We start from the raw sequence: 23,591 nt of genomic DNA on the forward strand, positions 1-23,591 counted from the left end.
TGAAAACTCGAAATTAGGAACTAGATTAATATATGGCAGATCATTCTATTTTAGACAAATATGAAGCCATTCAGCACCGCCTGGATGAAGTAGGGCAGCAAATTACTGACCCTTCGGTGATGGCTGACATGAAGCGGTATGTGAAATTGAATCAGGAATATAAACGACTGGAAGCTTTAGTCAAAGCGTTTAAAGAATATAAAAACCTGGTTGAAAATATTGAGTCTGGTAAGGAAATGCTAGCCACGGAATCGGATGAGGAAATCCGCGAAATGGCGCGCGAAGAAATCGAAGCCAGCGAAGAGCAATTGCCGGGCAAAGAGCAGGAAATAAAAATGTTGTTGGTGCCCGCTGATCCGGAAGATAGCAAGAACGCTATTTTGGAAATCCGTGCAGGAACGGGTGGTGATGAGGCCAGTATTTTTGCAGGTGACCTGTTTCGCATGTACACCAAGTTTTGTGAGAAAAGAGGTTGGCGCATGGACGTTACCAACTACAGCGAAGGAACGTCAGGTGGTTACAAAGAGGTTGTTGTTAAAGTGACCGGCGAAGGAGTGTATGGAGTTTTGAAATATGAATCAGGCGTACACCGGGTACAACGGGTTCCTCAAACCGAAACGCAAGGCCGTGTGCACACATCGGCTGCTTCGGTGGCTGTTTTGCCTGAAGCTGAAGAATTTGATATCGAATTGCGCAACGAAGATATCCGTCGCGATGAGTTCTGCTCTTCAGGACCTGGTGGACAATCCGTGAATACCACTTATTCTGCCATTCGATTGACACACATTCCGTCAGGAATTGTCGTTCAGTGTCAGGATCAGAAATCAAAATTGAAGAACCTCGATAAGGCGATGGCTGAATTGCGGACTCGTTTATATAACATGGAGCATCAGAAATACCTGGACGAAATCGCGTCGAAGCGGAAGACCATGGTGTCAACAGGTGACCGTTCTGCAAAAATCCGGACTTACAACTGGCCACAAGGACGTGTGACTGATCACCGGATTAACTTGACTTTGTATAACCTGCAAGCTATCATTAACGGTGATATCGACGAGATCATCGAAAAACTGATGCTTGAAGAGAATGCCGAACGGATGAAAGAAGCTGAAATTTAAAGAGCGATCAACGTCTATTTTGCCCAAAAATCTATTGTCTAATACCTCGTGTATAACATCTATTGAACATGAATCGCGAACAATTATTTGAACAGATCAAGAAAAAGAGAAGTTTCCTGTGTGTTGGATTGGATTCTGATATCCTGAAAATTCCAGCTCATCTGAAAGAAACTTCTGACCCAATATTTGCATTCAATAAAGAGATTATTGATGCTACCCAAGACCTTTGTGTTGCTTACAAACCGAACCTGGCGTTCTATGAAAGCTTGGGAGTTTCGGGCTGGGAAAGCCTGGAGAAAACCGTACACTACATTCGGGAAAAGTACCCGGAGCAATTTATTATAGCTGATGCCAAGCGTGGCGACATTGGTAACACTTCCAACTTGTATGCCCGTGCATTCTTTGACCGGATGGACTTTGATGCGGTAACAGTAGCTCCGTACATGGGTGAGGATTCTGTGAAGCCATTCATGACCTACCTTGACAAATGGGTGATTTTGTTGGCTTTGACTTCAAATAAGGGAGCTTTCGATTTTCAGTTTATCAAGAATGACGAAAATGGCGAGCAACTGTTCGAGACCGTGTTGAAAACCTCACAGCAATGGGGAACTGGCGACAATATGATGTATGTTGTTGGTGCCACCAAAGCTGAAAAGCTGGAAGAAATTCGGACGATTGTTCCTGATCATTTCTTGCTGGTTCCCGGAGTTGGAGCGCAAGGCGGAAGTTTGCAGGAAGTTGCGAAGTATGGTATGAATGAGCAGTGTGGTTTGTTGGTTAACTCATCACGAGGCATCATTTATGCATCAAATGATACTGACTTTGCTGAAAAAGCTCGTGCTGCTGCGATGGAAGTTCAGGTAGATATGGAAGAATTGCTACTTGAGGCAGAACTACTGTAACAAGCGATGAGCATTTAAAATATTGAAAACTCATAGGCCCGGGACTGGATTGGTCCCGGGCTTTTTGTTTTAAAAGATCAGACTAATCAAGCTGTATTTTAAAAGCAAGCCGAGCAAGCTATAAAACAGCGTTTCTTTTAGGTTCAGTTTCAACATACCGGCAGCCAATAGAATGACGGGCGAGGAAAGAGGAAGTAGGTTGAAGACAAAAATGACCACATTGCCATATTTGCGAATTTCTTCTTTGGCTTTTTCATAGCGGTTTCTGCCGACCAGTCGATCAATCACCCGTGTACTGAATGAACGGCCAATGTAATAGTCTGCCAGCTGGGCGCAAAGGGCTGTGCTTATTGCAATGGCATTGAGGGAAATGGGGTCGATCCCCGCTTTCAGGTAATAGATGAAAGCCAGCTCAACAGGCATAAGCAAGAAAAAGAGGTAGCCGAAAAAGTTGACAATGGCAAAGGATAGCAGGTTTTCTTCGCGGTGTCCGTAAATCTCTTTTCCAATGGTAAAAGACGCAATGGCGATCGCAATTGCCGCAAGAAAAATAAACGGTAAGTATTCTTTGATATGTTGATAAATCCGTTTCATAACCGATTGGTTGCTCTCTAATAAAATTACCAGCTTTTTAATATATAATCATGCTATTGCTGTGTTTTTATGCCGAATAATAGTTCGTCGATCAGCTAGCCCCTTAAAAATGAATGGGGAGCATGAAGCTGTTAATGATCGATTAATTTGACCGGTAAATGGAGGCTTTCAGGGTAAAAATTGTAGATTTGTGGTTCGGTTGTTTGCAGGGGGCTAAATCTTTCTTTTTTGGGAGATTAAGCCGTTAAAAAAAGGAATAACTATAGTAAAATACGATTCAACTATTCATTTTAAATAAAAAACACAGTGAGACTAATTATTCAAGAAACACATCAGGTTGCATCGCGTTGGACAGCAAATTACATCGCGCGAAAAATTCAGTTGGCAAATGCTACTGAAGAGAAACCATTTGTACTGGGATTGCCAACAGGTTCTTCTCCGCTGGAAACATACAAAGAGCTGATTGCACTATACAAAGCTGGTAAAGTAAGCTTTAAGCATGTGGTTACATTCAATATGGACGAATATGTGGGCTTGCCAAAAGATCATCCTCAAAGTTACCATTCTTTCATGTGGGATAATTTCTTCTCACACATCGATGTTCAGGAAAAGAATGTGAATATTTTGAATGGAAATGTAGATGATGTCAAAGCTGAATGCCAACGTTACGAGGACAAGATTAAAGCACTTGGTGGTATCGACTTGTTTTTAGGTGGAATTGGTGCTGACGGACACATTGCATTCAATGAGCCTGGATCATCGCTGACTTCACGCACACGTGACAAAGAATTGAACTACGATACGATTGTGGCGAATTCTCGTTTCTTCGACAATGACGTGAATAAAGTGCCTAAAAGTTCACTGACTGTTGGTGTTGGAACTGTACTGGATGCCAAGGAAGTGGTGATTATCGTTAACGGATTGTCAAAAGCCAGGGCTTTGCGTCATGCCGTAGAAGAAGGTGTGAACCACATGTGGACAATCAGTGCCTTGCAATTGCACCCCAAAGGAATGATTGTTTGTGATGAGCAAGCGACTTACGAGTTGAAAGTAGGCACTTACAAACACTTTAAATCAATTGAAGAAAACAACTTGGATATTGAAAAACTAGCAACATCAGACTTGGTTTGGTAGTTTGATTCAACCGATCAGTTGATTAAAGGGCGATTGTTTTCCGGGATAACGGAGGGCAGTCGCCTTTTTTTTGTTTTGGGGGCCGAGAGCAAGCCTCTGTGACTAAGATGTTGCAAAACTGCTTTGGTGGGTTTGTTTTTACTAGCTTGTTTTTCATAACTTTATTGAAAAACAAGCAGGCTATGAATGAAGCTTTTCTTCAGCACGTATGGAAACACCGATTGTTTCTGAATGATGAACTTAAAACAACCGATGGGCAACAGGTTGAAGTTATTCATCCGGGACAAGTCAATTCAGATGCAGGCCCCGATTTTTTCAATGCCCGGATAAAGCTGAATGGAACCTTGTGGGCCGGGAATGTTGAGATTCATACGCAAGCTTCGGATTGGAACCGGCATGGCCATGAAACGGATGCCGCCTACAACAATGTGGTTTTGCATGTGGTTCGGAAGAGTGACCAAAAAATACGCAATGAAAGAGGAGAGCTTGTGCCTGCCTTGGAGTTGAACTATCCTGCTCAGTTGGAATTGAATTATCAGGAATTGCTTCAATCAGACCAGTGGATTGCCTGTGCCGATCGTTTCCATGAAGTTGATTTTATGGTGCTTCAGATTCGGTTTCACGCGTTGATGGTGGAGCGGCTGCAGGAAAAGACAAAAGCCGTTACCGATCGGTTGCAGCAGAATAAGAATGATTGGAATGAGACATTCTACCAGTTTCTTGCCCGTAACTTCGGCATGAAAATCAATGCTGTTCCTTTTGAGCTTTTGGCGCAGGCACTGCCTTTGCAGGTTTTGGCGAAACACAAGAACAACTTGTTTCAGTTGGAGGCTTTGTTGTTCGGAACAGCTGGTTTGCTGAATGAACAGCTTTTGGGTGATGATTATTTTTTAGCCCTGCGAAAAGAGTATGCCTTTCTGTATAAGAAATATCAACTGAAGCCCATTGAAGCCCATATTTGGAAGTTTCTGCGTTTACGTCCGGTCAACTTTCCAACGATTCGCTTGGCACAATTTGCTGCATTAATTCATCAATCTTCGGCTTTGTTTTCAAGCTTAATTGAGCTGGAACGCTTGCAGGATATTCGTCGTTTGTTTCAGGTGCAGGCTTCTGAATATTGGGATACGCATTATCGTTTTAACAAAGAATCATCGAAACGAAAGAAACTTTTGGGTGATGCTACTTTTCAGAATTTGATCATTAATACGGTGGTGCCTTTTTTGTTTGTGTATGGCGAATACCATAATCAACAAGCCTTAAAAGATCGGGCATTAACTTTCTTGGAACAAATTCCGGCTGAAGCGAATTCCATTGTTTCAAACTGGGAAAAATTGGGTGTCGAAGTGCGTTCAGCCTTTGATAGTCAAGCCCTGATTCAACTGAAAAATTGTTACTGCAATCCCAAAAAATGCTTAAATTGCCACTTCGGAGCCAAATTAATTAACCAAGCAGCTGCGAGCGGAAATAAGATGACCGATGAATAAATTTCAGGAAGTATCGCACAGGACCATTCAGGCAGGTATTGTATTGCTGCTGTTCATGCTTTTTGCTGGGACGCTTGGTTATTGGTACATCGAAGATTTTTCGCTGATTGATGCCTTCTTTATGACCATCATTACCATTTCTACCGTTGGTTTTGGTGAAATCCATCCGTTATCAGATGTTGGCAAACTGTTTACCTCGGGCTTAATTTTTTTTAGCCTGGGAAGTTTGGCTTATGTGGGATCCAGTATGGCCAGCTTTGTTTTCGACGGAGAATTAATGAACTACTTAAAAACGTATCGTGTGGATAAAGCAATCTTAAAACTGAAAGATCATGTGATCATTGTAGGCTATGGTCGTAATGGTGAGCAGGCTGCGCTGGAGCTAAAAGACCACGGTGTCAAGTTTGTGATCATCGAAAAGCGGGAGAATGTGTTGAATCGTATCCGGCGGGATGATTCGTTGCTTTATATCCGGGGCGATGCAACACACGAAGAGGTTTTGAATAAGGCTGGGGTTGACCGTGCCCGGGCACTGATTGCAACCACCCCGAACGACGCGGACAATGTGTTTGTAGCTCTGACGGCTCGAAGTATGAATCCAAGTCTGCGGATTGTGAGCCGGGCTTCTGAAGTGGAATCAGACCTGAAACTGAAGCGGGCCGGAGTAACCAATGTAATCATGCCGGAGCGGATTGGTGGGCAGCGAATGGCCAAGTTAGTTACCCAGCCTGATGTGGTGGAGTTCCTGGAATACATTCTACTGCAAAAGAGTAAAGATGTAAGCTTGGAAGAGGTGAGTTGCACTCACATGGCAGGTTGTTATGTGAATAAGCCAATTCGCGAGCTGAAAGAGCAGGATTCTTCGGGGGTAAACGTTATCGGGATTAAAATTAGCGGAGCCAAGTATGTTTTCAACCCCGATCCTCAATTAACCCTGAGCCGAGGCGATCAACTGTTTGTCATTGGTTCGCCGGATCAGGTTAAAGCTTTCCGAACGGCACTTGAAACAGAGAAAGAATAATTGCTACCAAAAAAAGACAGAGCTAATTAGGAAAAATTAGCTCTGTCGGTTTGTAATCACTCTTTGGGCTTTAGCTCAACACAATGTATAGGATAGGAATTGCTAATCCTGCGAGGACAAGCCAAATTCCCCGTTTCATCAACCCGTTTTTTCCTTTGACCATGAACATGCCTGAGATGGCGAGGAAAATGAGCGAGAATGCAAATACATCGCCCATAATGGTCCACCCGGAAACTTTATTGTAGTGTAACTTATTGATGTGGTAAATAAACGGTCTTTTTTGATGAAGCTCATAGCTTAACTCGCCTGTTTTTGTACTATAGGCACCAATTCCACCGTTAAACATCACCTTGTAAAATTCGTTGCCACTAAAAAGAATTCGGTTAACTTGAGGGACTCCTTCCAAGGTAGCAAGGTGTTTTTTCAAGTTCTTTTCATTGAGATGTTTATCAATCATCGTTGTGGCTTCAATGGTATGATATGCTGGATCTTTGCCATCCATGTGGTTGAGAAGATAACCAGATAGTCCATAGATAACAGAAATACCAACCAGGAAATAGCCCAGATCACGATGAATGATTCGGATCCATTTTCTGAGTTTAGTCGACGATGTCATAGTTTTCTCCGTTGATGTAATAGATTGAATAGTAGTTTTTTTCGTTATCCTCCATCCATTGGCGCATATTGTTGATGTTGTTCATCTCGGCAGCACAAGTTTCTGCAGAACCATCTTCCTGAGCCTCTTGGTTTTGAACTTTCTCCTCCCACTGATCAATATATTCAGCAGTTAACCTACGTTCCTTTAGAATTCCTTTAACCGCTATGCTGTTGCCAACCAATTCACGGTTGAACCCTTGGATCTGCCCTCCGGCTTCAACCCTGATACTCAGATTAGCATCATCGCCTACGATGAAGCATCTTTTACCGGAGTGTTTACAGGTATGGGTAACATGTCCCTGTACTACCACCGGCTTATCTACCAGCGTTTCGGCCTTGGCTAAAAGTTGGTCTACCACTACGACATTGGTTTGAATGCTTTCCGTTTTAGGATTTGCACTCTCCTGTTTGATTTTCGACTGGCATGCAGCCATGAGAATGACTGCAGCTACTAATAATAGATTTTTCATTTTTTATTTTAGTTGAATGATATTTTTTGTTTCCTGTTGTTTCTCTTTGAAGCACCAAACGGCTATGGCACCAATTACACCTGTTAGCATAATGTAAGCGAGTTGAATGAGACTGAAGCGTTGCTTTTTACGCCACCATAAAAGACCAATCATGAGAATTACTGCAAGGCCATTGGTTAGTACAGCCTTAGCTGACCAGCCAATAAATCGTGGGAAGATATAAGTTGAATGGTAAGATTTCAGCTCAATATAGCATGGGAAGATCCAAGGCTGAATTTTCTCCCATTGATTTGGCTCATGAAATTCGGTATGCTCATCAGCCCGGTTAAGGTCATTGTTATCAAGAATGTAGAGGTCTCGTTGGTGTGGGCGAGTAACCGTTACATTCCAGTAGAACAAGTTCGCCATAATTAGCATGCGATCTTTTTTTAAATCGAAGGAGTCGATAGGAAGTTTTACAAGTTCGTAGTTAACATCGGAAAGGAAATAGACATTTTGTTGGCGGTCAAATACAAAACCATAGAGGCGATGGTTGGCTGTTTCAATGGTTTTCATCCAAACGATATCAATCTTCTCGCCGGCTTTGGTGTTTTTTACAAATGGCTTGCCATTGACCATTTTTACTTGGAACAATTGGCCATCAGCATCAAGCATAAACCAGCCCTCGTCATAGGGCTTTCGAGCAGAAAGGTTGCCAGCTATCCATTGTACAGGAAACTGGAATCCGCGTTTTTCCATGGCGGTTTGAAAGAGTCGGCTTTTATCCTGCTTTAGTTTGTTGGTTTCAGCCTCGTAGAACCGGATTCTGTGGTCGATACTGAAAAGATCATCCGGAGACTCAAGGCTAACTCGTCCTGACATGGATTCGTACATCGGATAAAGATTGACTGAGCAGCTATTGTAATTTCGTGGAGTACACCGAAAGAAAAACTGGTTGAGTTGGATCTGTTTGGGATTGATTGCAACTCCCTTGATGGTATCAGGTAATCGTCCGTCTTGCATCAACTGGCGATAGTTGAACATCGGAACGATACTGTCGTATTCATCTTGGTTGTATTCGCGGCCTTCTAAATCAACCCTTTTCATTTCTTTGCCATCAAAAACGGTTTGGATAAACTGGTTGTTGATACTTGAGTAGTAAGTGAATGGATAATCCAGGGCTTCATTGGTCATGAGTTTGATAGCCCAAGGGAGTATCCAGTAAAGCAAAGCTGTTGTCAGGACAATCAGGATTGCTTGAATATTCTTTTTTGTAATCATTGTTTTATGCTTGTAATGTGTCGATGATAATTTGCTTATTCTGAAACGCCTTCCTTGAATCGGAATACTGAGTAGAACGGAAAAATGAGGGCTAGTAAACCTATTGCTAGTAATATTGGTGTTGCATAGGTATAGTCAAATGAGCCCGATGCTCGCAGAAAGACGGAGAGCAATGCGCCGGAGAATAAAGCATTGATGAGACGCCTTTTCCAGGAAGGTTCGATACATATCCACACTGTTAATATGTAGGCCGTAAAGCCAGCAAGGTACCAAGGCAAACTGGCTGTTAGCCATGTTGTGATAATTGTTGGTGGCAAAGACAGACTGAGTAAGGAAAAAAGCAAACTTCCACTAAGTAAAAAGCTTATTGCCAGGCTTCCCAGGCCAAAAAGAATCATCTTAACGATGGTTAGCTTTTCGGGGTGTGGTAGGTGTAAGGTGAGTTTTAAACTTCTTTTACTCATTTCCGGGATAAACTGAAATAGTCCCAGGATCAGGCCAGCAACGAGTGGAAGGTACTGTAGTTGGCTAATTAGATTAACGTCTTTTTCGGCAATTACACTCCACAGGTGAGCTTTCCCCGCAAAACGGAACTTGCTTTGCAAGCTGAGTACCAGGTAGGGAATCATTGCTAGAAAAATAGTGGCTATACTTACAAGTAGCCAGCGTAGCTTAATCCATTCTTTATAAAATATCGCTTTGGTCATGTCTGTGTTTGTTTAATATTTTCCAGTTAATCCGATGAATGCATCTTCCAAACTCAATGTTTCTTCCCGCATATTCGTGGGTGAAAAACCTTGCATTTTAATTTCTTCCTCAACTTGTTGTTGTGGTAAAAAAGAGTAGAGTTCGGCCTGTCCGTTTATGACTTCAGGATGATATAGTTCACTCGTTGCATTGATGGTGCTTCCTTGAGGACAGTTGAAGCGGAAACGACGGAATTGATCCATAATTGCTTGGGTTGAACTGTGTAGTAGAATTTTGCCAAAATCGAGGATAATGGCTTCATCAATGAGTTGCTCCATGTCTTGAATGATGTGGGAGGTCAGGAAAACGGTTTTATCACTTGCCGCAACATATTCGCGCAGGTAGTCAACAAATAAGCGACGATAGCCTGGATCAAGTCCCATGGAAAAATCATCGAGAATGAGCAACTCCGGATCTTGTGCGAGGATTAAGCCTAAGGCTACTTGAGACCGTTGCCCACAGGACATGGTCGATAGTTTCTGAGTCCGGGTTACCTTTAAGCGGTTCATCAGCTCCCAGTAGGGTTCGCTCTTCCAATTTGGGAAAAATCGGGAATAGAATTTCTCAATTTGGACAATGTTGAAATAGCTATGTTGTACATGCCCTTCCAGCAACAGGCCTATTCGCGATTTGGTGGCAGGCGAAAGTGTACGCATGTCTTCGCCAAGAAGGTAGCAGGATCCCGAATAAGGTTTTAGGTAGCCATTAAGAATGTTGATAATGGTCGTCTTTCCTGTTCCGTTTTTCCCAAGAAGCCCCAGGATTTTTCCTTTCGCTACGGTAAAGTTTAGGTTTTCGTAAATGAGCCGTTTCCCGTAATAGTGAGTGATATTTTCGCATTTAATAATTGGTTCCATACTATAGATGACTTTTTTTGAGTGATATGTGTATATTAATTTAATTGCCGATTCATTTATGGATCTTGATCTAGTCATAAATAATGAGGCTCCCTCATATATTTTGTCGATGGGAACAGAAAAGAATGATTTTTGAGTAAAATGGAGATGAATTTTCTTACTCTTGATGCTTATCGCATCTTGTTTTTAATCTTTTAGAGCCTTTGTAAGTGTTCCGCTTTTTAACACGTACTTTTTCGTCATACTATTGCTTATCAAAAAAGTAAAGATTCCAACTATCAAGTTTCCTATTCCCATAATAGCCTCAATGGGTTTGTTGATAATTGAAAAGCCAATTATCCATATTGACATAAGGATGAATAGTATTTGAAAGAAAGGAAAAAGTGGACTTTTATAGTCCTTTGGGATTGTTTTGTGTTTTTTTGCTTGAGAATTGAAAGATACCTTTTTGATCCTTCTTAAACGAATTACTCCAAAGACTGTTAGTAGCGCTGAGATATTCAATAAGATTCCACAATAAATCATGATCTGTTCAAATGTTCCAGAGAATAGTAATACCGAACTTAAAATAGCTTGAAACCACAAGGCTTTCACTGGAATTCCTTTTTTAGGGTTAGTGAATGATTTCCACAGTAAATGATCGTTTGCTATGCTAGAAGTGACACGTGGACCAGTCCAAATCATTGCACTAATTCCAGAGATAAGTAGTAACGAGATAGCTCCGCTAAAGAAGATGGAAGATCGTGGACCGAGCATCTGTTGGATTGCTATGGTACCTACGTTTAAACTTCCAGAGAGCTGATCATAAGAAGCATGTTTTAAAAAAATGATTTGCAAAAAGCTATATAGTACTGTTACCAAAATTGTTCCCGCAATTAGCGCAATTGGTAATGACTTTTCTGGATTTTTAAATTCGCCAGTAATGTAGGCCGCTGCATTCCAGCCTGAATAGGAGTAACTAACATAGATTAGAGCAACAGCAAAAGCAGTGGACTTTAGTTCTCCGATAAAAGAAGAGTTGAAGGATAGCGCATTATCCGTTTCGGGAGATAATACCAAGCCAAGTACAATAATTGAGCTTATTAAGAGGATTTTTAATAATGTTGTTATATTTTGAAATTTTGCACTAGTGTTTAGGCTTAAGCTATGAATAGCTGTTAGTCCGACAATAAGCAAGACACCAAATAATCGGGCGTATGGAATATGAAAGGGGAGATATTCGATACATGCAATTGCAGATAATGCAATAGGGGCAGCAAAGCCAACAGTTAGAGAGATCCAGCCTGACAAATAGCCCAGGAGAGGATTAAATAACTCGGAGAGGAAGGTGTATTCTCCTCCGGAGCGTTTGATGGCTGTTCCAACCTCTGCGTAGCTGAAAGCCCCTGAAAGAGCCATTAAACCTCCTGCTAGCCAAAGAGTAAGGATCGTTCCTGGATTCTTTAAGTCTACTAACTGAAAGCCAAGACTTGTAAAAGCTCCGGTACCAACCATGCTGGCAACAACCAACGATATCCCAGTGGTAGCACTTATTTTCGTTTTTTTAGACATGCTTATTGGAAAATTAACTTTGATTGATAGTAGTCATTTAGGAGTTCGCTAGCTTTTAATGTGCTGTCTGGATTTAAATAGTTTTGACGAATATCTCGATAATGGTTTAATAATGTTATGCTACGTTCATACAGACTAGAATCAACTTTGGTTGGGATATGTTTTTTGGGATAGGCATAAACAAATGCACCTTCTTTTGCTGAAAAAGATGGAATTTGAAAATAGTTTCTAGGGAGGAGAACATCATTTTCCTTCATCTCAACCATTGCTTCAACAAAAAAGTCAACAGCATAATCAGGGTATCCAAACAGGTATCCATAAGCCCTTAGTCGTTCATACCTATCACTGTTCTCAACGGTCGAAAGTACTATTGAGGCATTAGTTCCAGGAACTAGACCAAATTGTCCAAAGAACGATGCTTTTGTTTCCAAAAGGCTATCCAACAAGCTTTCTTTAAAAACAACTAATTGTAAATTCCTACGATTTTTTCTGTTTTTCTGAAAAGGATATAAAACAAATTCTAGATCTGGATAGTCCACAGTACCTATAAGATGTTGTAAGTTTGTTATTTCATCCAGATGTATTTGATTTTTATCTAAATCAAGTACATCTGCTTTTGTTTTCTTTATACTGTCGGTGTTGGCTATTGGAAACGAATAAGACCTTATTGTACTCATTGGTTTTATTTTCCCCAACAGGGTGTATAGTGCTTCATAATCAAGCCCTCGGCTTAGCAGAGCGTCTAGTTGTTCTTGTTGGCTTGAGTTTATATTATGTGTTAAAAAGTAATTCCTTGCCAGGTTTTTTTGAGTCCTACAAGATAGTATCAAGAAGGCCCCTACTAACAATAGCATTATTTTAGTTTTCATGGTTTTATTTTTATTCGGTTTAGTGTTCTGGTTAATTCACTTTTTATATTTTGCTTTTCTTCTTTCTGAAGTGACGATTCGCAGAAATCAATGATTTGGTTACGCTTACTGGAGTATTTAAACCATCCAAGCATTTCAGTTGCTGCTAGTTTTAATTTTTTGTTTTTAACAGTATCGGTATAACTAATGAGTTTATCCAGATGACTATGAACAGTAATGTTTCGGAAGGCTCTCAAGTTGAAATATGCATTTTTTACATCTTGAGGAGTAGCTAGAATCTCATCTACATATTTAGCCGCTTTTTCTGTATTGTAATCAATAGTTTTCTGTAAAGATTTCCTTTTGTCTTCTTTGTTTAATAGATATTCTTTGTTGTCTATTTGTTTCTCTAGTTCATTTGTTAATGATTGTTGACTATATGCAGAGATTGCATTACGTAAATTATAGTTTACACGTTTACTAAGATTATTTCGAAGCAATGCTTCAATGAGAAAAGGAATATGAGATTCATCCCCGGAGCGCAGTAGGTAAAGCGCAGATAATCTTTGAATCAACTCATAGGAGTCGTTGACACCTAGGTTAATGGCTGTGACAAAGTTTGCATCACGACAAAAACTTAATAGTTTAAAAGCTTCGGCACGAACAGTAAAAAATGGAGACGTTTCAAATTTTTCAAGGAGTAAGCTGGAGCTATTACTACCTTCGATATCGAATAGCATTCTTAATGCCAAGGCTTGGATATCGGCATATTCACTATTGAGCTGGTTTTTCCAAAATGTTAAATCGTTTTGATATTCAATTAATATATGATTGATATCTAGTGTGTTATTGGGGGATTGGAAAGCAAAGGTTGGATCGCCAAGCAAATGCGTTTCGAGCGTGCAAGTCATTTTATTCCAGTGCCCAACTCGTAATCCTAAGCCAATCAAACCCACCATTTCATCTGGCCATTTATCTTGAAAAACATTAACAGAATTAGCTTGTGCTACAATGGTGTTGCCTGTGCTAAAAATATACTCACCAGCAAGGTATGTATCTTGATGAAATGACCCGGTAAAGCAAGCATCAAGCATAATGAATTTGGCATTGGGGGTGTAACCTTTCATATCTTCAACATAAATATCGAGGTTGGCATTAAATATTGAGTCCTTTCTTATTTGATTTGTGTCAAAAGTGCCTTCAAACCAATCTTTTGGAACTCCATAGTATTTTTGGTACCGTTCAATAATGAGTTTTTGTTTCTCTTTGGAAGTTCCGGCTTTACTTAATTTTGAGCGCAGATAATATTTAATATTCTCGATACTTCCTTTTACCGCTGATGTTTCGGGCATACCATTTAAGTATTGAGCTTTTGTTCCTCCGTGATGATGAAGGAGGGCAATGTCCAGATTGTTGCGCTTGAGTTCTGACATTAGCCTAAATTTGATATGGGTGTCGAAACTAAAATTGATGTATTCCAGCCAATTCTTTTGTCCTTCTAAATGGGAGAATTGTTGTGAAATGGCGATTTTTTCATCCATGTATGCTCTTGGCGCTTCTGAATTGTAGCCATGCCCAGTAAAAAATAACACTTGTTGGGCTAGCCTTGGAGCTTGCTTATAAGCTACAACTTTAGATAAGTACGCTTTTAGTTTATCATATTTATCCTTTCCTTCTTTGGGTTTTATTCGGGCAGTATATATATCTACGGTAAGTTCTTGTGGCGATTCTGGGTTTAAACTGTAGTAATGATATAATGAATGTGTGGTATCCTGCTTTAAATAGGAGAACTGTAAATCAAAGTCGTCATAAAAACGATCAGAAGGAATGGAAGATCGACTCCATTTATAGCGATTTTGATCCATTTTAAAGGCCGTTGAAAGGTGTTGAGCATCGCGTAGCATAGGGACTGGAATTGCCCCTATGAATACGGCTCCCTCTATGGGAAATTTGTCTTTGGTGTAAAGGTTTAGTAGTCTATTTTTTATTGAGTCGGGGTGTTGCCATTGATCAATAATTAAGTAGGTTTTTAATCCTTCTTGCTCGATGGCATTTGCATATGCCTCAACTTCTTTTTGGGCCTTACGGTAGCTTGTGGAATCAATTACAATAGCGAAGCCTTTATTTTGTTCCTTACCGCATGATATGAAAAGTAAACTTAAGAATAGGATTAGGAGAAAGGATATATGTTTCATCATATTTTTTTGATTATAAATGCTGGGAAAAGAGATTGCTGTTACCTTATAATATGTTTTTAGCAGATCTTATAGGGTGTTGTTCTACTTTAAAAAAGAACTCCCAATTTGAATGTGATATTTAAATATTTTTGATTGGTCTTTGTTGGTTTGGTATATACTGCACCAATGTCAACATAAACTTGATCTATAGACTTGATATCTCCATGGCTATAGCCAATCTTAAGGTTGGCTTCTGATTGAAAAACATCGGTAGTGTTGTAGTTGAAATCAGCTAAGAAAAGATCAATTTGTTGGTATTTTGTGATTTCAGGATCATTGTGTAAGACTAGTTTTTTATTAATGTTTTTGAAATATTGTCCTTTTATTGTTGGACAAAAATGAAACTTCCCTGGGTAAAAGTTTTTATGAAACATGGCAGATGTTCCTAGGTTAAAATAGGACATGGAAAATATCTCAGGGATGTAATAATATTTTTCAGCATGGTGACTTGCTAGAGTTGTTATTTTGATCATCCAGTTTTGGAAGCCGTTTTTATGTTTTTTTAAAAAAGTGTAGTCTAGTTTTCCATCTAGTTTTTTTTGAGTGTATTTCTTATTCTTAGCAATGGTAATGTACTCTGTGAGGTCACCGCTTTCTTTTTTATTCTGTGTATATTCAATACCTTTTCCCGATAGAAAATCAGCTTTGAAATCTAGCAAGTGGGTCACTTTATTGGGAGTCCATTTAAAGTGTTGACTGAAATTAGCATTTGTTGACTCCCAGTCTCCTGCATAAAGTTTTTTATTTTTTACACGTTCATCGTCGGTCTGCTGTATTCCTTTATTGAATTGAATCTCAGTGAGTGATTTGAGGTCGTTAAATTGGTTTTCTATTTGAAGAGCAGCGTACAGGTTGTTTTGAGATTGGTATCGACTGGTTTGCTGGTCAATTGCACGGGTGTAGAAACCAAACCCTTTAAAATAGAAATAACTGTAGTTAAAGTTTGTTTTTTCAACTTTATAATCTATTACTTCTTTGCTTGTATGTATTCCTATATTAAAACCTATTTTGAAGGAGCTGGTTTGATAGATTAGGGAGGGAGAGATATCAATTCCATTCACTGTGTTTTCAGGACGAGGATCTAGGGCTTTAGCTGCTATTGCTGCATAGTAGCTGATATTTCCCCCGATTATCCAGCTGTCTGAAAATTGGAAAGCTGCTTTTCCTTGTAAGTTATAATCTTCGTAAGTATAGCTTGCACCAGTTAAGGTGTCGGCTATAATATAGGGACTGCCTTTGTAGGGATCATAGGTAGCGTTCCATCTGATACTATCTTTATTGGTCTTTTGGTAAGAAAAATTTCCATAAAGAACAAGTCTGTCATTTATCGAGTTATAACCTTCTGCTTTTATTTTGGTAAGGTTTCCATTATCTGTATCGTGAACTTTATGAAATGCTCCATTCATTAGTTCATAGCTACCTTCAAAGGAAGTGTAACGGGGATTGGTATTGAAGAATATCCCAGCTGCATTAGCAGTCGTTAGCCAACGGTTAGTGTTATGAAGTTGTAATTTGCTATTAAAGGTGTTCCATCTGGTACTATCGGAAGCAGAGCTGAGAGTCGTATGAAGCATTGTAATAAGCAGAAATAATATTTTAACGAAAAACCTGAACATGGTGATGGAATTGTAGCTGCCGAGATTTTATAAGATCCCGACAGCTAATATGGATAATGGTTATTTTTCAACAGTTGATGGGTGCTGGCCGGGAGTAGGAGTAAGATCATGTAAAAAGTCTTCTGATGAGTTGTTGGTGTCTTGGTAGATAACACGACCATCAACAATCATTTTAGCTTTTCGCCTTACTGATAAACCACAATAGGAACCACCTTCAAGATAGGTATAGCCGGCATCTAAGTCATCAGGTAGTCGCTTGTTACGTTTATCTTCTTCTACCCGAACTATTTCAACAGCATCAATCACCATGTTTTTGTCAATCATAAAGTATTCAGTAGCTGAAGTGCTTCCTGGCAGTGTCATATAATTGTTGGCGTTGGCGGCGTAAGTTTTCCAATCGATATCTTTGGGAAAGCGGAAGATAACAACAGCAGACCCGAATACAGAGTGAAGCCAGTCATGCATTCTAGTAGATGTTGTATACATCATGGTCATATTAGGCACCCCGGGGGCGTCTATATCTTTTCCTGAAATTTCAACGTAGCTTTCCCAGTTAGCGTTCCCCAGGTTAACTGGAGAGTTGGGGTTGCCATTTTCGTCTGTTTGATGGTCGATTCCATCTTGAGCAATAACTATACTTTTGCCAGGATAGATTGGGTAGTCTGTACCACTTCCTTTAATGGTCCAAATATGATAGGTAAGTGGAAGACGGTCCATGAAATTTCCTTCATTATTTAACCATACATTTGCTTTGGTGCTTGATTGCTGTAAAACTCCTATGCATAGTCCATCAGCATAAAGTGTATCGTTAGAGTTGTTATAAATTTCGTGAAACTGATCTGAGAAATAGCTCTTGTTCTCTGGGGTCTTAGTGCCAGAAAAATAGACTTCTTTGATTATTAGGCCCCCAGTATTTGTAGCCATAACCAATGTGATTTCTTTCGCTAAATCTGAAGATAATTGAAGGTTCGATAATTTCCCATTAAAAGTATACTGTTGGTTTGCTTGGTCGGTAACGCTAAAGCTGGTAGCAATAGAATAAACTCCTTGGGGGAGGCTTACGGTGGCTACACCTGAACTATTTGGCACAGCTTTGGTAACCCTGGAGCCCGAATCAAAACCTATTTCTATTTCTCTGGGAAAATCAAAATCAACTCCTTCAGGATAGATTAGCTGGATTGATAGATCGAACGTTGGGGTAATGTCATCATCCTCAGAACAGCTCCAGAAAGCAATGCCTAACGATAATATTATAGAAAAGAAAACTATTTTTTTCATTTTGAAGAATATTTATGTGGTTAATAATTTATCTATATTGTTAATTTTACTTCTGCTCCAAAATAGGTGGGTTGATTTGCTCGATAGTATGTGTCATTGATGCGAGATGTTCGTAGTGGTCTGTGATTTAGTATGTTGTTTGCAAAGAAGGATATTTTGGCATGCTTCCCAATTTCTTTGGTTAGTTTCATGTTTAATTGCCAGGTTGGAGGATTCTTGTCCATGTTAAAAAAATCAGCTCTTCTTTGTTTGATCATAGTTTTATAGGGTAGCTCTCTTTCTACGCTCGCATCCCAAGAGTGATAATTCATGTCGAAGTCGTAATATCCTATTGGGTCTATATAGAGCATATCTTCTCCATTTGTTACTCCATATTGTTTATTCCCCATATCATCAAGAGAGTAATACAAGGGAGTGTTATTGTGATTATTCCAGAAACGTGTTGATTTAGAATGCCAAATAAACATTCCTGTTAAAGAGCAAATCATTTTAATTTTGGGGATATGTGTGTTTATTCTCAGGTTAGAATTCAGGCGTTGTTTGGTATAACCATCATTTCCGGCATAAACGGGGAGATATGGAAACCGATCACCAAGGTAGCTAGTATTTATCCGTTCCAAAGATGTGGTGTTGTTATTTGTTCTGGTAATATGAAAATAGGCACCGTCTAGAATAACAGATGATCTTATTGGTTTTATGCGTCCAAAATCAATAATATATTCCAGCCCCTTTTTTTTGGTCTCATAGGTGTTTTGTGGCAGTTTATAACTGCTAAACTCTTGTTGCCAAGTATAATCTAGTATTTTTCTGCTGCCGTCAGGGGTAGTGTAATAAATATCACCATCCACAAATTCTGGCATAGAATCGGTATTATCAAGTTGAGCCCATTTTCGGAAATTCATTGTTGTGTATTGGTTGTTCCAGCTGAATCCATTGGTTAAGTGCTCTTTGAATGCTGTGAGTTTTAAATTAACACCTTGAATGTTGATATCAATTCCAGCTTCTAGCTTTCTGTTACTGGCTGGTTGTAGTTCGGGATTAATCATATCGTCAATTGCCAGCGTCGTAAATACATACAAGTCGGGATAATAGTTAAAGCTAATTTCATCTTTGTAAGATTTATCTGGATATAAATAAATCATAGATGGAGATTTGGAGGAGACCCCGTATCCTGCTCGAAGCTCAAGGTTTCTTAAGACACCTTTGCGCCTTTTCTTGATTAAGATGTAATTAGTATTTATTCGAGGTTCAAACGTCTGATATCCTTTTGTTGAAAAAAGTCCTTTGGGGAGGAAATTGTTGTAGCGGAATCCGGCTTGCGTTTGTAGGGTTGTTGTCCCAAGTGTAATTTGTAGTTTTTCTTCCACAAAAACAGATAATTCATCGCTGTTGGGAATCTCATTAAATGCACGTGGACGTGTAGATGTTCCTCCAAATGGAGGAGTTGCTAGATCGTATAGTTTCCCCAAACCATTATTTCCAGAAACTCGATAGTCTATACCTGTATAAAAGCTACTTATAAGATTTCCCCAAACATTGGATGTCGTAGTTTTAAGGTTTGCAAAATAACTAAATGGTCGCCCGTCTATTGTTAGTTCACTAAAGTAAGATGTTGGCAGAAGCACACCAATAGATTCTCCTGACTCCCATGATTTCGGAGTTGGAGTCGAAGCTCCTGATGTAATTTTATATTCGTAATAATCTTGTTTTTCAAAGCTGCCCGATATGTTATAAGTGATACTATTTAGCCAAGAGAGATTTGTTGCCCATTTCCCAAACAACTTAAAGTTAATGTTTTGTTCCTTGTTTTTATATAACTCAGTGGTTTGTGCATCTTCATCTTCTTTTTCGTTGTCAATAGTGCTATAAATACTCAATTTAGCATTGATGGTTAAGGGAGTACTGTTTTTTGCGATGATGTTTGAGTAGCCTAGCTGACCAGTAATGCGTTTGAAACTTTTTGTAGGAGTACGTAAGTCATTGACAGCATTTAGGTAATCCAGATCAATATTGACAGCGCCCCAGTTTTCTTTGGGAATCAGGAGTCCTTTGGAGATAGCTAATTGTTTAATATTAATGTCAGATTTCAGCTTTACATTTAATGGTGCTTCTCCAGCTTTTGTTTTTACTACAAGTGCTCCCGATGTTAAATCTCCATATTGAGCAGAAGGAATTCCTCTGATTACCTCAACTGATTCAATCTGATCAACAGGGATTTGTCTCAAATCAACTCCCTGGCCTGCGCTGGAGTATGATTGTGAGATTCCTCCACTTGACGTGTTCAGAGTTTGCATGTTAGCATCATTGCTTAGTGGAGTTCCATCAATTATAATGGAAGTTCCAAGAGAACTATTGGCATCCGGATTTTGTCCGGGCGTGTTAATATCGCGTATTGTAATTTGATTTTTTGCAGATAGATCTGGGTTGACTGTTATTTGTCCTGGCACTAATTGCATTAAATCACCGATTGTATTTGGTTGTATGTGGTCGAGGGCTGACCTTTCAATTTTAGAAGATGAACTTAAGGCACTATTCTCCTTGGCAACGATAACGACTTCCTCTAGTCCCAAACTAAGCTCTTTGAGCTTTAATTTTAAGTTTGTGATATCTCTGTTGATAGTGATCGGTAGTTCATATTTTTCATATCCTAAGCGGCTGGTCTGTAGGGTGAATGTTCCTTCCGGAACATCCCTGAACCTAAAATTACCATATTTATCAGAAACAGTCCAAGAAAGGGTCTCCTTTAGCTGGATAACAACCATTTCAATAGGTTCTCCACTTTCCAAGTGCATTACTGTTCCTGATAATTCATACTTGTTTTGTGCATGCAGTTCCGTTTTGCTCAAACCAAACCAAGCAAGAACCATCATGAATAAGAATGTCTTTTTAAGAAATTCTAGTTTCATCAATTTCGTTGTTTGTCATATTTCGTGATAAGCAGCAAAGGTAGGGGGCGTAAATCATAATAAAATCCCTAAAACTGGGGATTTTATTATGATCATATGCTATCTATTGGGGGTTTTGTAAGTACAAAAAGGGAGAAGCGATTTTGAAACGGAGAAAGAATAAGAATATTGGTGGGGAAAAAGAAGGCAGGTTTCAGGATGGGGGAGTCCGGAAGCCTGCCTTTTGGATATTTGAATCCCCAAATCGAGGGATTGCTTGCTAGTTAATAAATTTCGAGATTGGAAATTACGGGACAAGCTTTAGAGTCCTGAATTGTAATTTTGAGTTTATTGGTAACCACGCTTTCAACGGGCACAATTCGTTTATAACCAATGGTTGTTCCTTTGCCAATCGTTTGCCATTGGTCATCGATCCTGGCTTCTATGTTGAACGATTTAATACGTTGCCCTAAGGTGATGTACTCCTGAAGAAGAACATAGTTGATGGTTTGTTCCTCGGGAAATTCTATTTCAACTTCACCAGAGACTTGATCGTCATTGGTTGTCCAATAGGTTTCAGCCTGATTGTCAATCAAGTTTTGAGCGCCATATGCTGGCTCATTTCCTCGTGTTGCGGAGCTGCTTACTTTTGATTTTGGAGCCAGGTTGGATTATTTGTTCAGAAAGACATGAAAATTAGCAGAAGTACATATGAGATTCTGAGTATATCATTGACCGATAAAACTCAACTTCGAGACCTATTCTAGAGAATTAAATTTCAAAATGACAGAGAACGTTTTAGGCTTAATAAGTCAAATTTGTTTTACTATAAAAATGTCTCAATTTTAATGGGACACTAGTGTTATATCACTAGATATGGTGATATTTATTTTTATAGGGAATGGAGCTATTTGTCTTGTAAATGTCCAGTAATTGGCTTCTAGCTGATGATCGAAAAGGATATATTACTCTCAAATATCATAATAATTGGGTATTGTTATGATGTTTAAAATGAGCATAATTTCGTATTAGATTAATCTAAGGAGTATAGTAATTAGTTGTATTCCTAATTATCAACATTAAAAGTCCAAATTATGAAGAAAGGAATTTTTCCTATTGTAATGGCTGTGTTACTGACTGCAGGCTTTTATGCTTGTGACAACAGCATTGATTTGTCTGAAAAAACGGATATGCAAGACCAGAGTAAGAGTAAGGCAATCGTTTTAAAGGAACGTGATCCCAATTCGCCTCTTATTTTGTCGAAAAAGGTTGCGGATGAACCTGAAAGAAAGCTTAAATCTGGTAGTAGACCATTTGAAAAGTATTTGGGGAGGTCATTTAAAATGAGTACGCTTCCTTTAGCAGATTACAAAAATTTTGGAGGTAGAGTCATAGAAGTGGAAGACTATCTAAAAAGCAACCCCAATGGCTCAAGTACTGATAGAATAGGTTATACCAATACCTATTCATTTGCATATACCAACTTTCGTAAGTATGTCGAAAAATCGGAAGTCCAAAAGAAAGTGAAAGGTGGGTTTAAGTTAGATTTGGGTTTATTTTCAATTGGTGCAAAAAAAAGTATGGAACGTACCTTTAGTAAAACCAATGTACAGGAGCACAATCGAGTTTTTGGGGAGTTACATTATCTGTATATGGATTCTAGATATTGGCTTACAACCAATAGCTATGACGTGGAAAAAATAAAGAAATACCTAGCTAAGAACTTTTTGGAGCACCTATACAATAATACTCCATCTGAGTTTTTTGAAACTTATGGTGGTTTTGTGATGTTTGATTTTATTGTGGGAGGTAAAGCTATGGCACTCTATTCTGGTGTATATCAGGGGAACGAATCAAGTGAAACCAGAGGTAAGAAAATGGAGACAGATATAAATGCGTCTTATGGAAAAAAGGCATCAGGTGATTTTGGTTTTGGTAGAGGTTATTCAACTGGCAAAGAACTCTCTAATAATTTTGTCGATTTAAGAGCATCTGTTACAACCCTTGGAGGTATGGGGGCAATAATCAATTTTTCTAATCCAGAAAAGGTAAGTAGTATTAATATAAATTTAACGAATTGGTTGTCTTCATTAAATAACAAAAATAATCATAGTATTATTGAATTTTCAGATGATGGCTTGTTTCCTATTACTGAGTTCATAAAAGAAGATAATTTGAAGTATGCTGTTGAAAAGGGTATAAGCAGTCGTTATTTAGTTTCTAAGTTTAGAGAACCGGTGCTTGTTTATGCATACGAAAAAGACACTAATTGTGAGTTGATATTCTTGGTTACAAGATACGAGGATGCAGTAATACTACATTACAGCGAATATAAGGATGAGAATTATACAGCGAATATTTTAAAGAAATACACTTCTAAGTATAAAATTAGGACAGAGGATAGAAGTGGATGGTGGAATTCTGAGAATCCTGTACCAGGAGATCCAAGTTTGGCTCTTAGTGCTTTTCATTTAGGTTATGTTCCTGATTTTAATCCAGAAATAAATCCACTAGATCTTGTGGGGGATAAAATGAAGAAATTTATTCGAAATAATGTAACCTATTTAATATCTCAAAATTCGGCAGTGAAATTTGCATTCTCAATTCATGACGATTATATATTAGATACTTATGCAATAAGAGGATGGATAAACAATATGCCAACAACCCAATTGACAGATAGAGAATTGGATAAATATACCATCGTAGCTTTGTAAAATAGGGGTTCGATACTAGGATTAATGCCCTGTTTGATACTTCTGACAGGGTTTTTTCTTTAAATGAATCATTAATATGGGAGTGCTACATTTGACTGGACAGTAGGTCGGATTTTGAAACGGAGAAAGAATAAGAATATTGGTGGGGAAAAAGAAGGCAGGTTTCAGGATGGGGGAGTCCGGAAGCCTGCCTTTTGGATATTTGAATCCCCAAA

Annotated in this window: 19 protein-coding genes; 6 read left to right on the forward strand and 13 right to left on the reverse strand. The window is 39.0% G+C overall.

Annotated features, from left to right (window positions below; all coding sequences use genetic code 11):
* Nucleotides 1-32 precede the first annotated feature (32 nt).
* Complete coding sequence (gene prfA / locus BM156_RS03230) at nt 33-1,118, forward strand: peptide chain release factor 1 (RefSeq protein ID WP_093918370.1); 1,086 nt, start codon at nt 33-35, stop codon at nt 1,116-1,118.
* Nucleotides 1,119-1,186: 68 nt separating this feature from the next.
* Nucleotides 1,187-2,020 carry an orotidine-5'-phosphate decarboxylase gene (gene pyrF / locus BM156_RS03235; protein WP_093918371.1) on the forward strand — a complete coding sequence of 278 codons (834 nt, stop codon included), beginning with the start codon at nt 1,187-1,189 and terminating at the stop codon, nt 2,018-2,020.
* A 69-nt stretch (nt 2,021-2,089) separates the two neighbouring features.
* Here pyrF and BM156_RS03240 read toward each other — a convergent pair whose 3' ends face one another.
* The gene (locus BM156_RS03240) at nt 2,090-2,614 is read right to left on the reverse strand and encodes a DedA family protein (protein WP_093918372.1); all 525 of its coding nucleotides are present in this window, start codon (nt 2,612-2,614) and stop codon (nt 2,090-2,092) included.
* 306 nt (nt 2,615-2,920) lie between these two features.
* Between BM156_RS03240 and nagB the strand changes: the two genes are divergently transcribed.
* The 3 genes from nagB to BM156_RS03255 all read left to right on the forward strand — a co-directional run bounded on the left by nagB (nt 2,921) and on the right by BM156_RS03255 (nt 6,253).
* Entirely contained in the window at nt 2,921-3,748 is an 828-nt protein-coding gene (gene nagB, locus BM156_RS03245; protein WP_093918373.1) for a glucosamine-6-phosphate deaminase, read from the forward strand.
* 182 nt (nt 3,749-3,930) lie between these two features.
* The gene (locus tag BM156_RS03250) at nt 3,931-5,232 is read left to right on the forward strand and encodes a DUF2851 family protein (RefSeq protein WP_170846845.1); all 1,302 of its coding nucleotides are present in this window, start codon (nt 3,931-3,933) and stop codon (nt 5,230-5,232) included.
* Nucleotides 5,225-6,253, forward strand: coding sequence for a potassium channel family protein (locus BM156_RS03255; RefSeq protein ID WP_093918375.1), 1,029 nt, complete (start codon nt 5,225-5,227; stop codon nt 6,251-6,253). Before BM156_RS03250 ends, BM156_RS03255 begins: the two co-directional genes overlap by 8 nt.
* Nucleotides 6,254-6,323: 70 nt before the next feature.
* Here BM156_RS03255 and BM156_RS03260 read toward each other — a convergent pair whose 3' ends face one another.
* The 12 genes from BM156_RS03260 to BM156_RS03315 all read right to left on the reverse strand — a co-directional run bounded on the left by BM156_RS03260 (nt 6,324) and on the right by BM156_RS03315 (nt 21,324).
* The gene (locus BM156_RS03260) at nt 6,324-6,869 is read right to left on the reverse strand and encodes a PepSY-associated TM helix domain-containing protein (protein ID WP_093918376.1); all 546 of its coding nucleotides are present in this window, start codon (nt 6,867-6,869) and stop codon (nt 6,324-6,326) included.
* Nucleotides 6,853-7,380: a hypothetical protein gene (locus tag BM156_RS03265; protein WP_093918377.1), complete on the reverse strand. Its 528-nt coding sequence runs from the start codon at nt 7,378-7,380 to the stop codon at nt 6,853-6,855. The genes BM156_RS03260 and BM156_RS03265 overlap by 17 nt, the downstream gene beginning before the upstream one ends.
* Before the next feature lie 3 nt (nt 7,381-7,383).
* Nucleotides 7,384-8,640: a DUF4857 domain-containing protein gene (locus tag BM156_RS03270; RefSeq protein ID WP_093918378.1), complete on the reverse strand. Its 1,257-nt coding sequence runs from the start codon at nt 8,638-8,640 to the stop codon at nt 7,384-7,386.
* Between the two features lie 35 nt (nt 8,641-8,675).
* On the reverse strand, nt 8,676-9,347 hold the full coding sequence (locus BM156_RS03275) for a hypothetical protein (protein WP_093918379.1): 672 nt from the start codon (nt 9,345-9,347) through the stop codon (nt 8,676-8,678).
* 12 nt (nt 9,348-9,359) lie between these two features.
* Nucleotides 9,360-10,244, reverse strand: a complete 885-nt coding sequence (locus BM156_RS03280) for an ABC transporter ATP-binding protein (protein WP_093918380.1) — start codon at nt 10,242-10,244, stop codon at nt 9,360-9,362.
* Nucleotides 10,245-10,430: 186 nt separating this feature from the next.
* Entirely contained in the window at nt 10,431-11,795 is a 1,365-nt protein-coding gene (locus BM156_RS03285; RefSeq protein ID WP_212733395.1) for an APC family permease, read from the reverse strand.
* Between the two features lie 2 nt (nt 11,796-11,797).
* Entirely contained in the window at nt 11,798-12,664 is an 867-nt protein-coding gene (locus BM156_RS03290; protein WP_093918382.1) for a hypothetical protein, read from the reverse strand.
* The gene (locus tag BM156_RS03295; RefSeq protein WP_139218199.1) at nt 12,661-14,841 is read right to left on the reverse strand and encodes a HEAT repeat domain-containing protein; all 2,181 of its coding nucleotides are present in this window, start codon (nt 14,839-14,841) and stop codon (nt 12,661-12,663) included. The genes BM156_RS03290 and BM156_RS03295 overlap by 4 nt, the downstream gene beginning before the upstream one ends.
* An 86-nt stretch (nt 14,842-14,927) precedes the next feature.
* Nucleotides 14,928-16,496 carry a DUF6850 family outer membrane beta-barrel protein gene (locus BM156_RS03300; RefSeq protein WP_399165446.1) on the reverse strand — a complete coding sequence of 523 codons (1,569 nt, stop codon included), beginning with the start codon at nt 16,494-16,496 and terminating at the stop codon, nt 14,928-14,930.
* A gap of 60 nt (nt 16,497-16,556) precedes the next feature.
* Nucleotides 16,557-17,774, reverse strand: coding sequence for a DUF4876 domain-containing protein (locus tag BM156_RS03305; RefSeq protein WP_093918385.1), 1,218 nt, complete (start codon nt 17,772-17,774; stop codon nt 16,557-16,559).
* Between the two features lie 32 nt (nt 17,775-17,806).
* Nucleotides 17,807-20,680 (reverse strand): TonB-dependent receptor, encoded by a 2,874-nt coding sequence (locus BM156_RS03310; RefSeq protein ID WP_093918386.1) that lies wholly within the window; start codon nt 20,678-20,680, stop codon nt 17,807-17,809.
* Nucleotides 20,681-20,943: 263 nt separating this feature from the next.
* A complete protein-coding gene (locus BM156_RS03315; protein WP_093918387.1) occupies nt 20,944-21,324 on the reverse strand; it encodes a discoidin domain-containing protein in 381 nt (126 codons plus the stop codon).
* A gap of 429 nt (nt 21,325-21,753) precedes the next feature.
* Here BM156_RS03315 and BM156_RS03320 point away from each other — a divergent pair, with 429 nt between their 5' ends.
* Nucleotides 21,754-23,376, forward strand: coding sequence for a BSAP5a family pore-forming toxin (locus BM156_RS03320; protein ID WP_093918388.1), 1,623 nt, complete (start codon nt 21,754-21,756; stop codon nt 23,374-23,376).
* Nucleotides 23,377-23,591: the final 215 nt, after the last annotated feature.

The organism is Sunxiuqinia elliptica (assembly GCF_900113005.1).
Taxonomy (GTDB): domain Bacteria; phylum Bacteroidota; class Bacteroidia; order Bacteroidales; family Prolixibacteraceae; genus Sunxiuqinia; species Sunxiuqinia elliptica.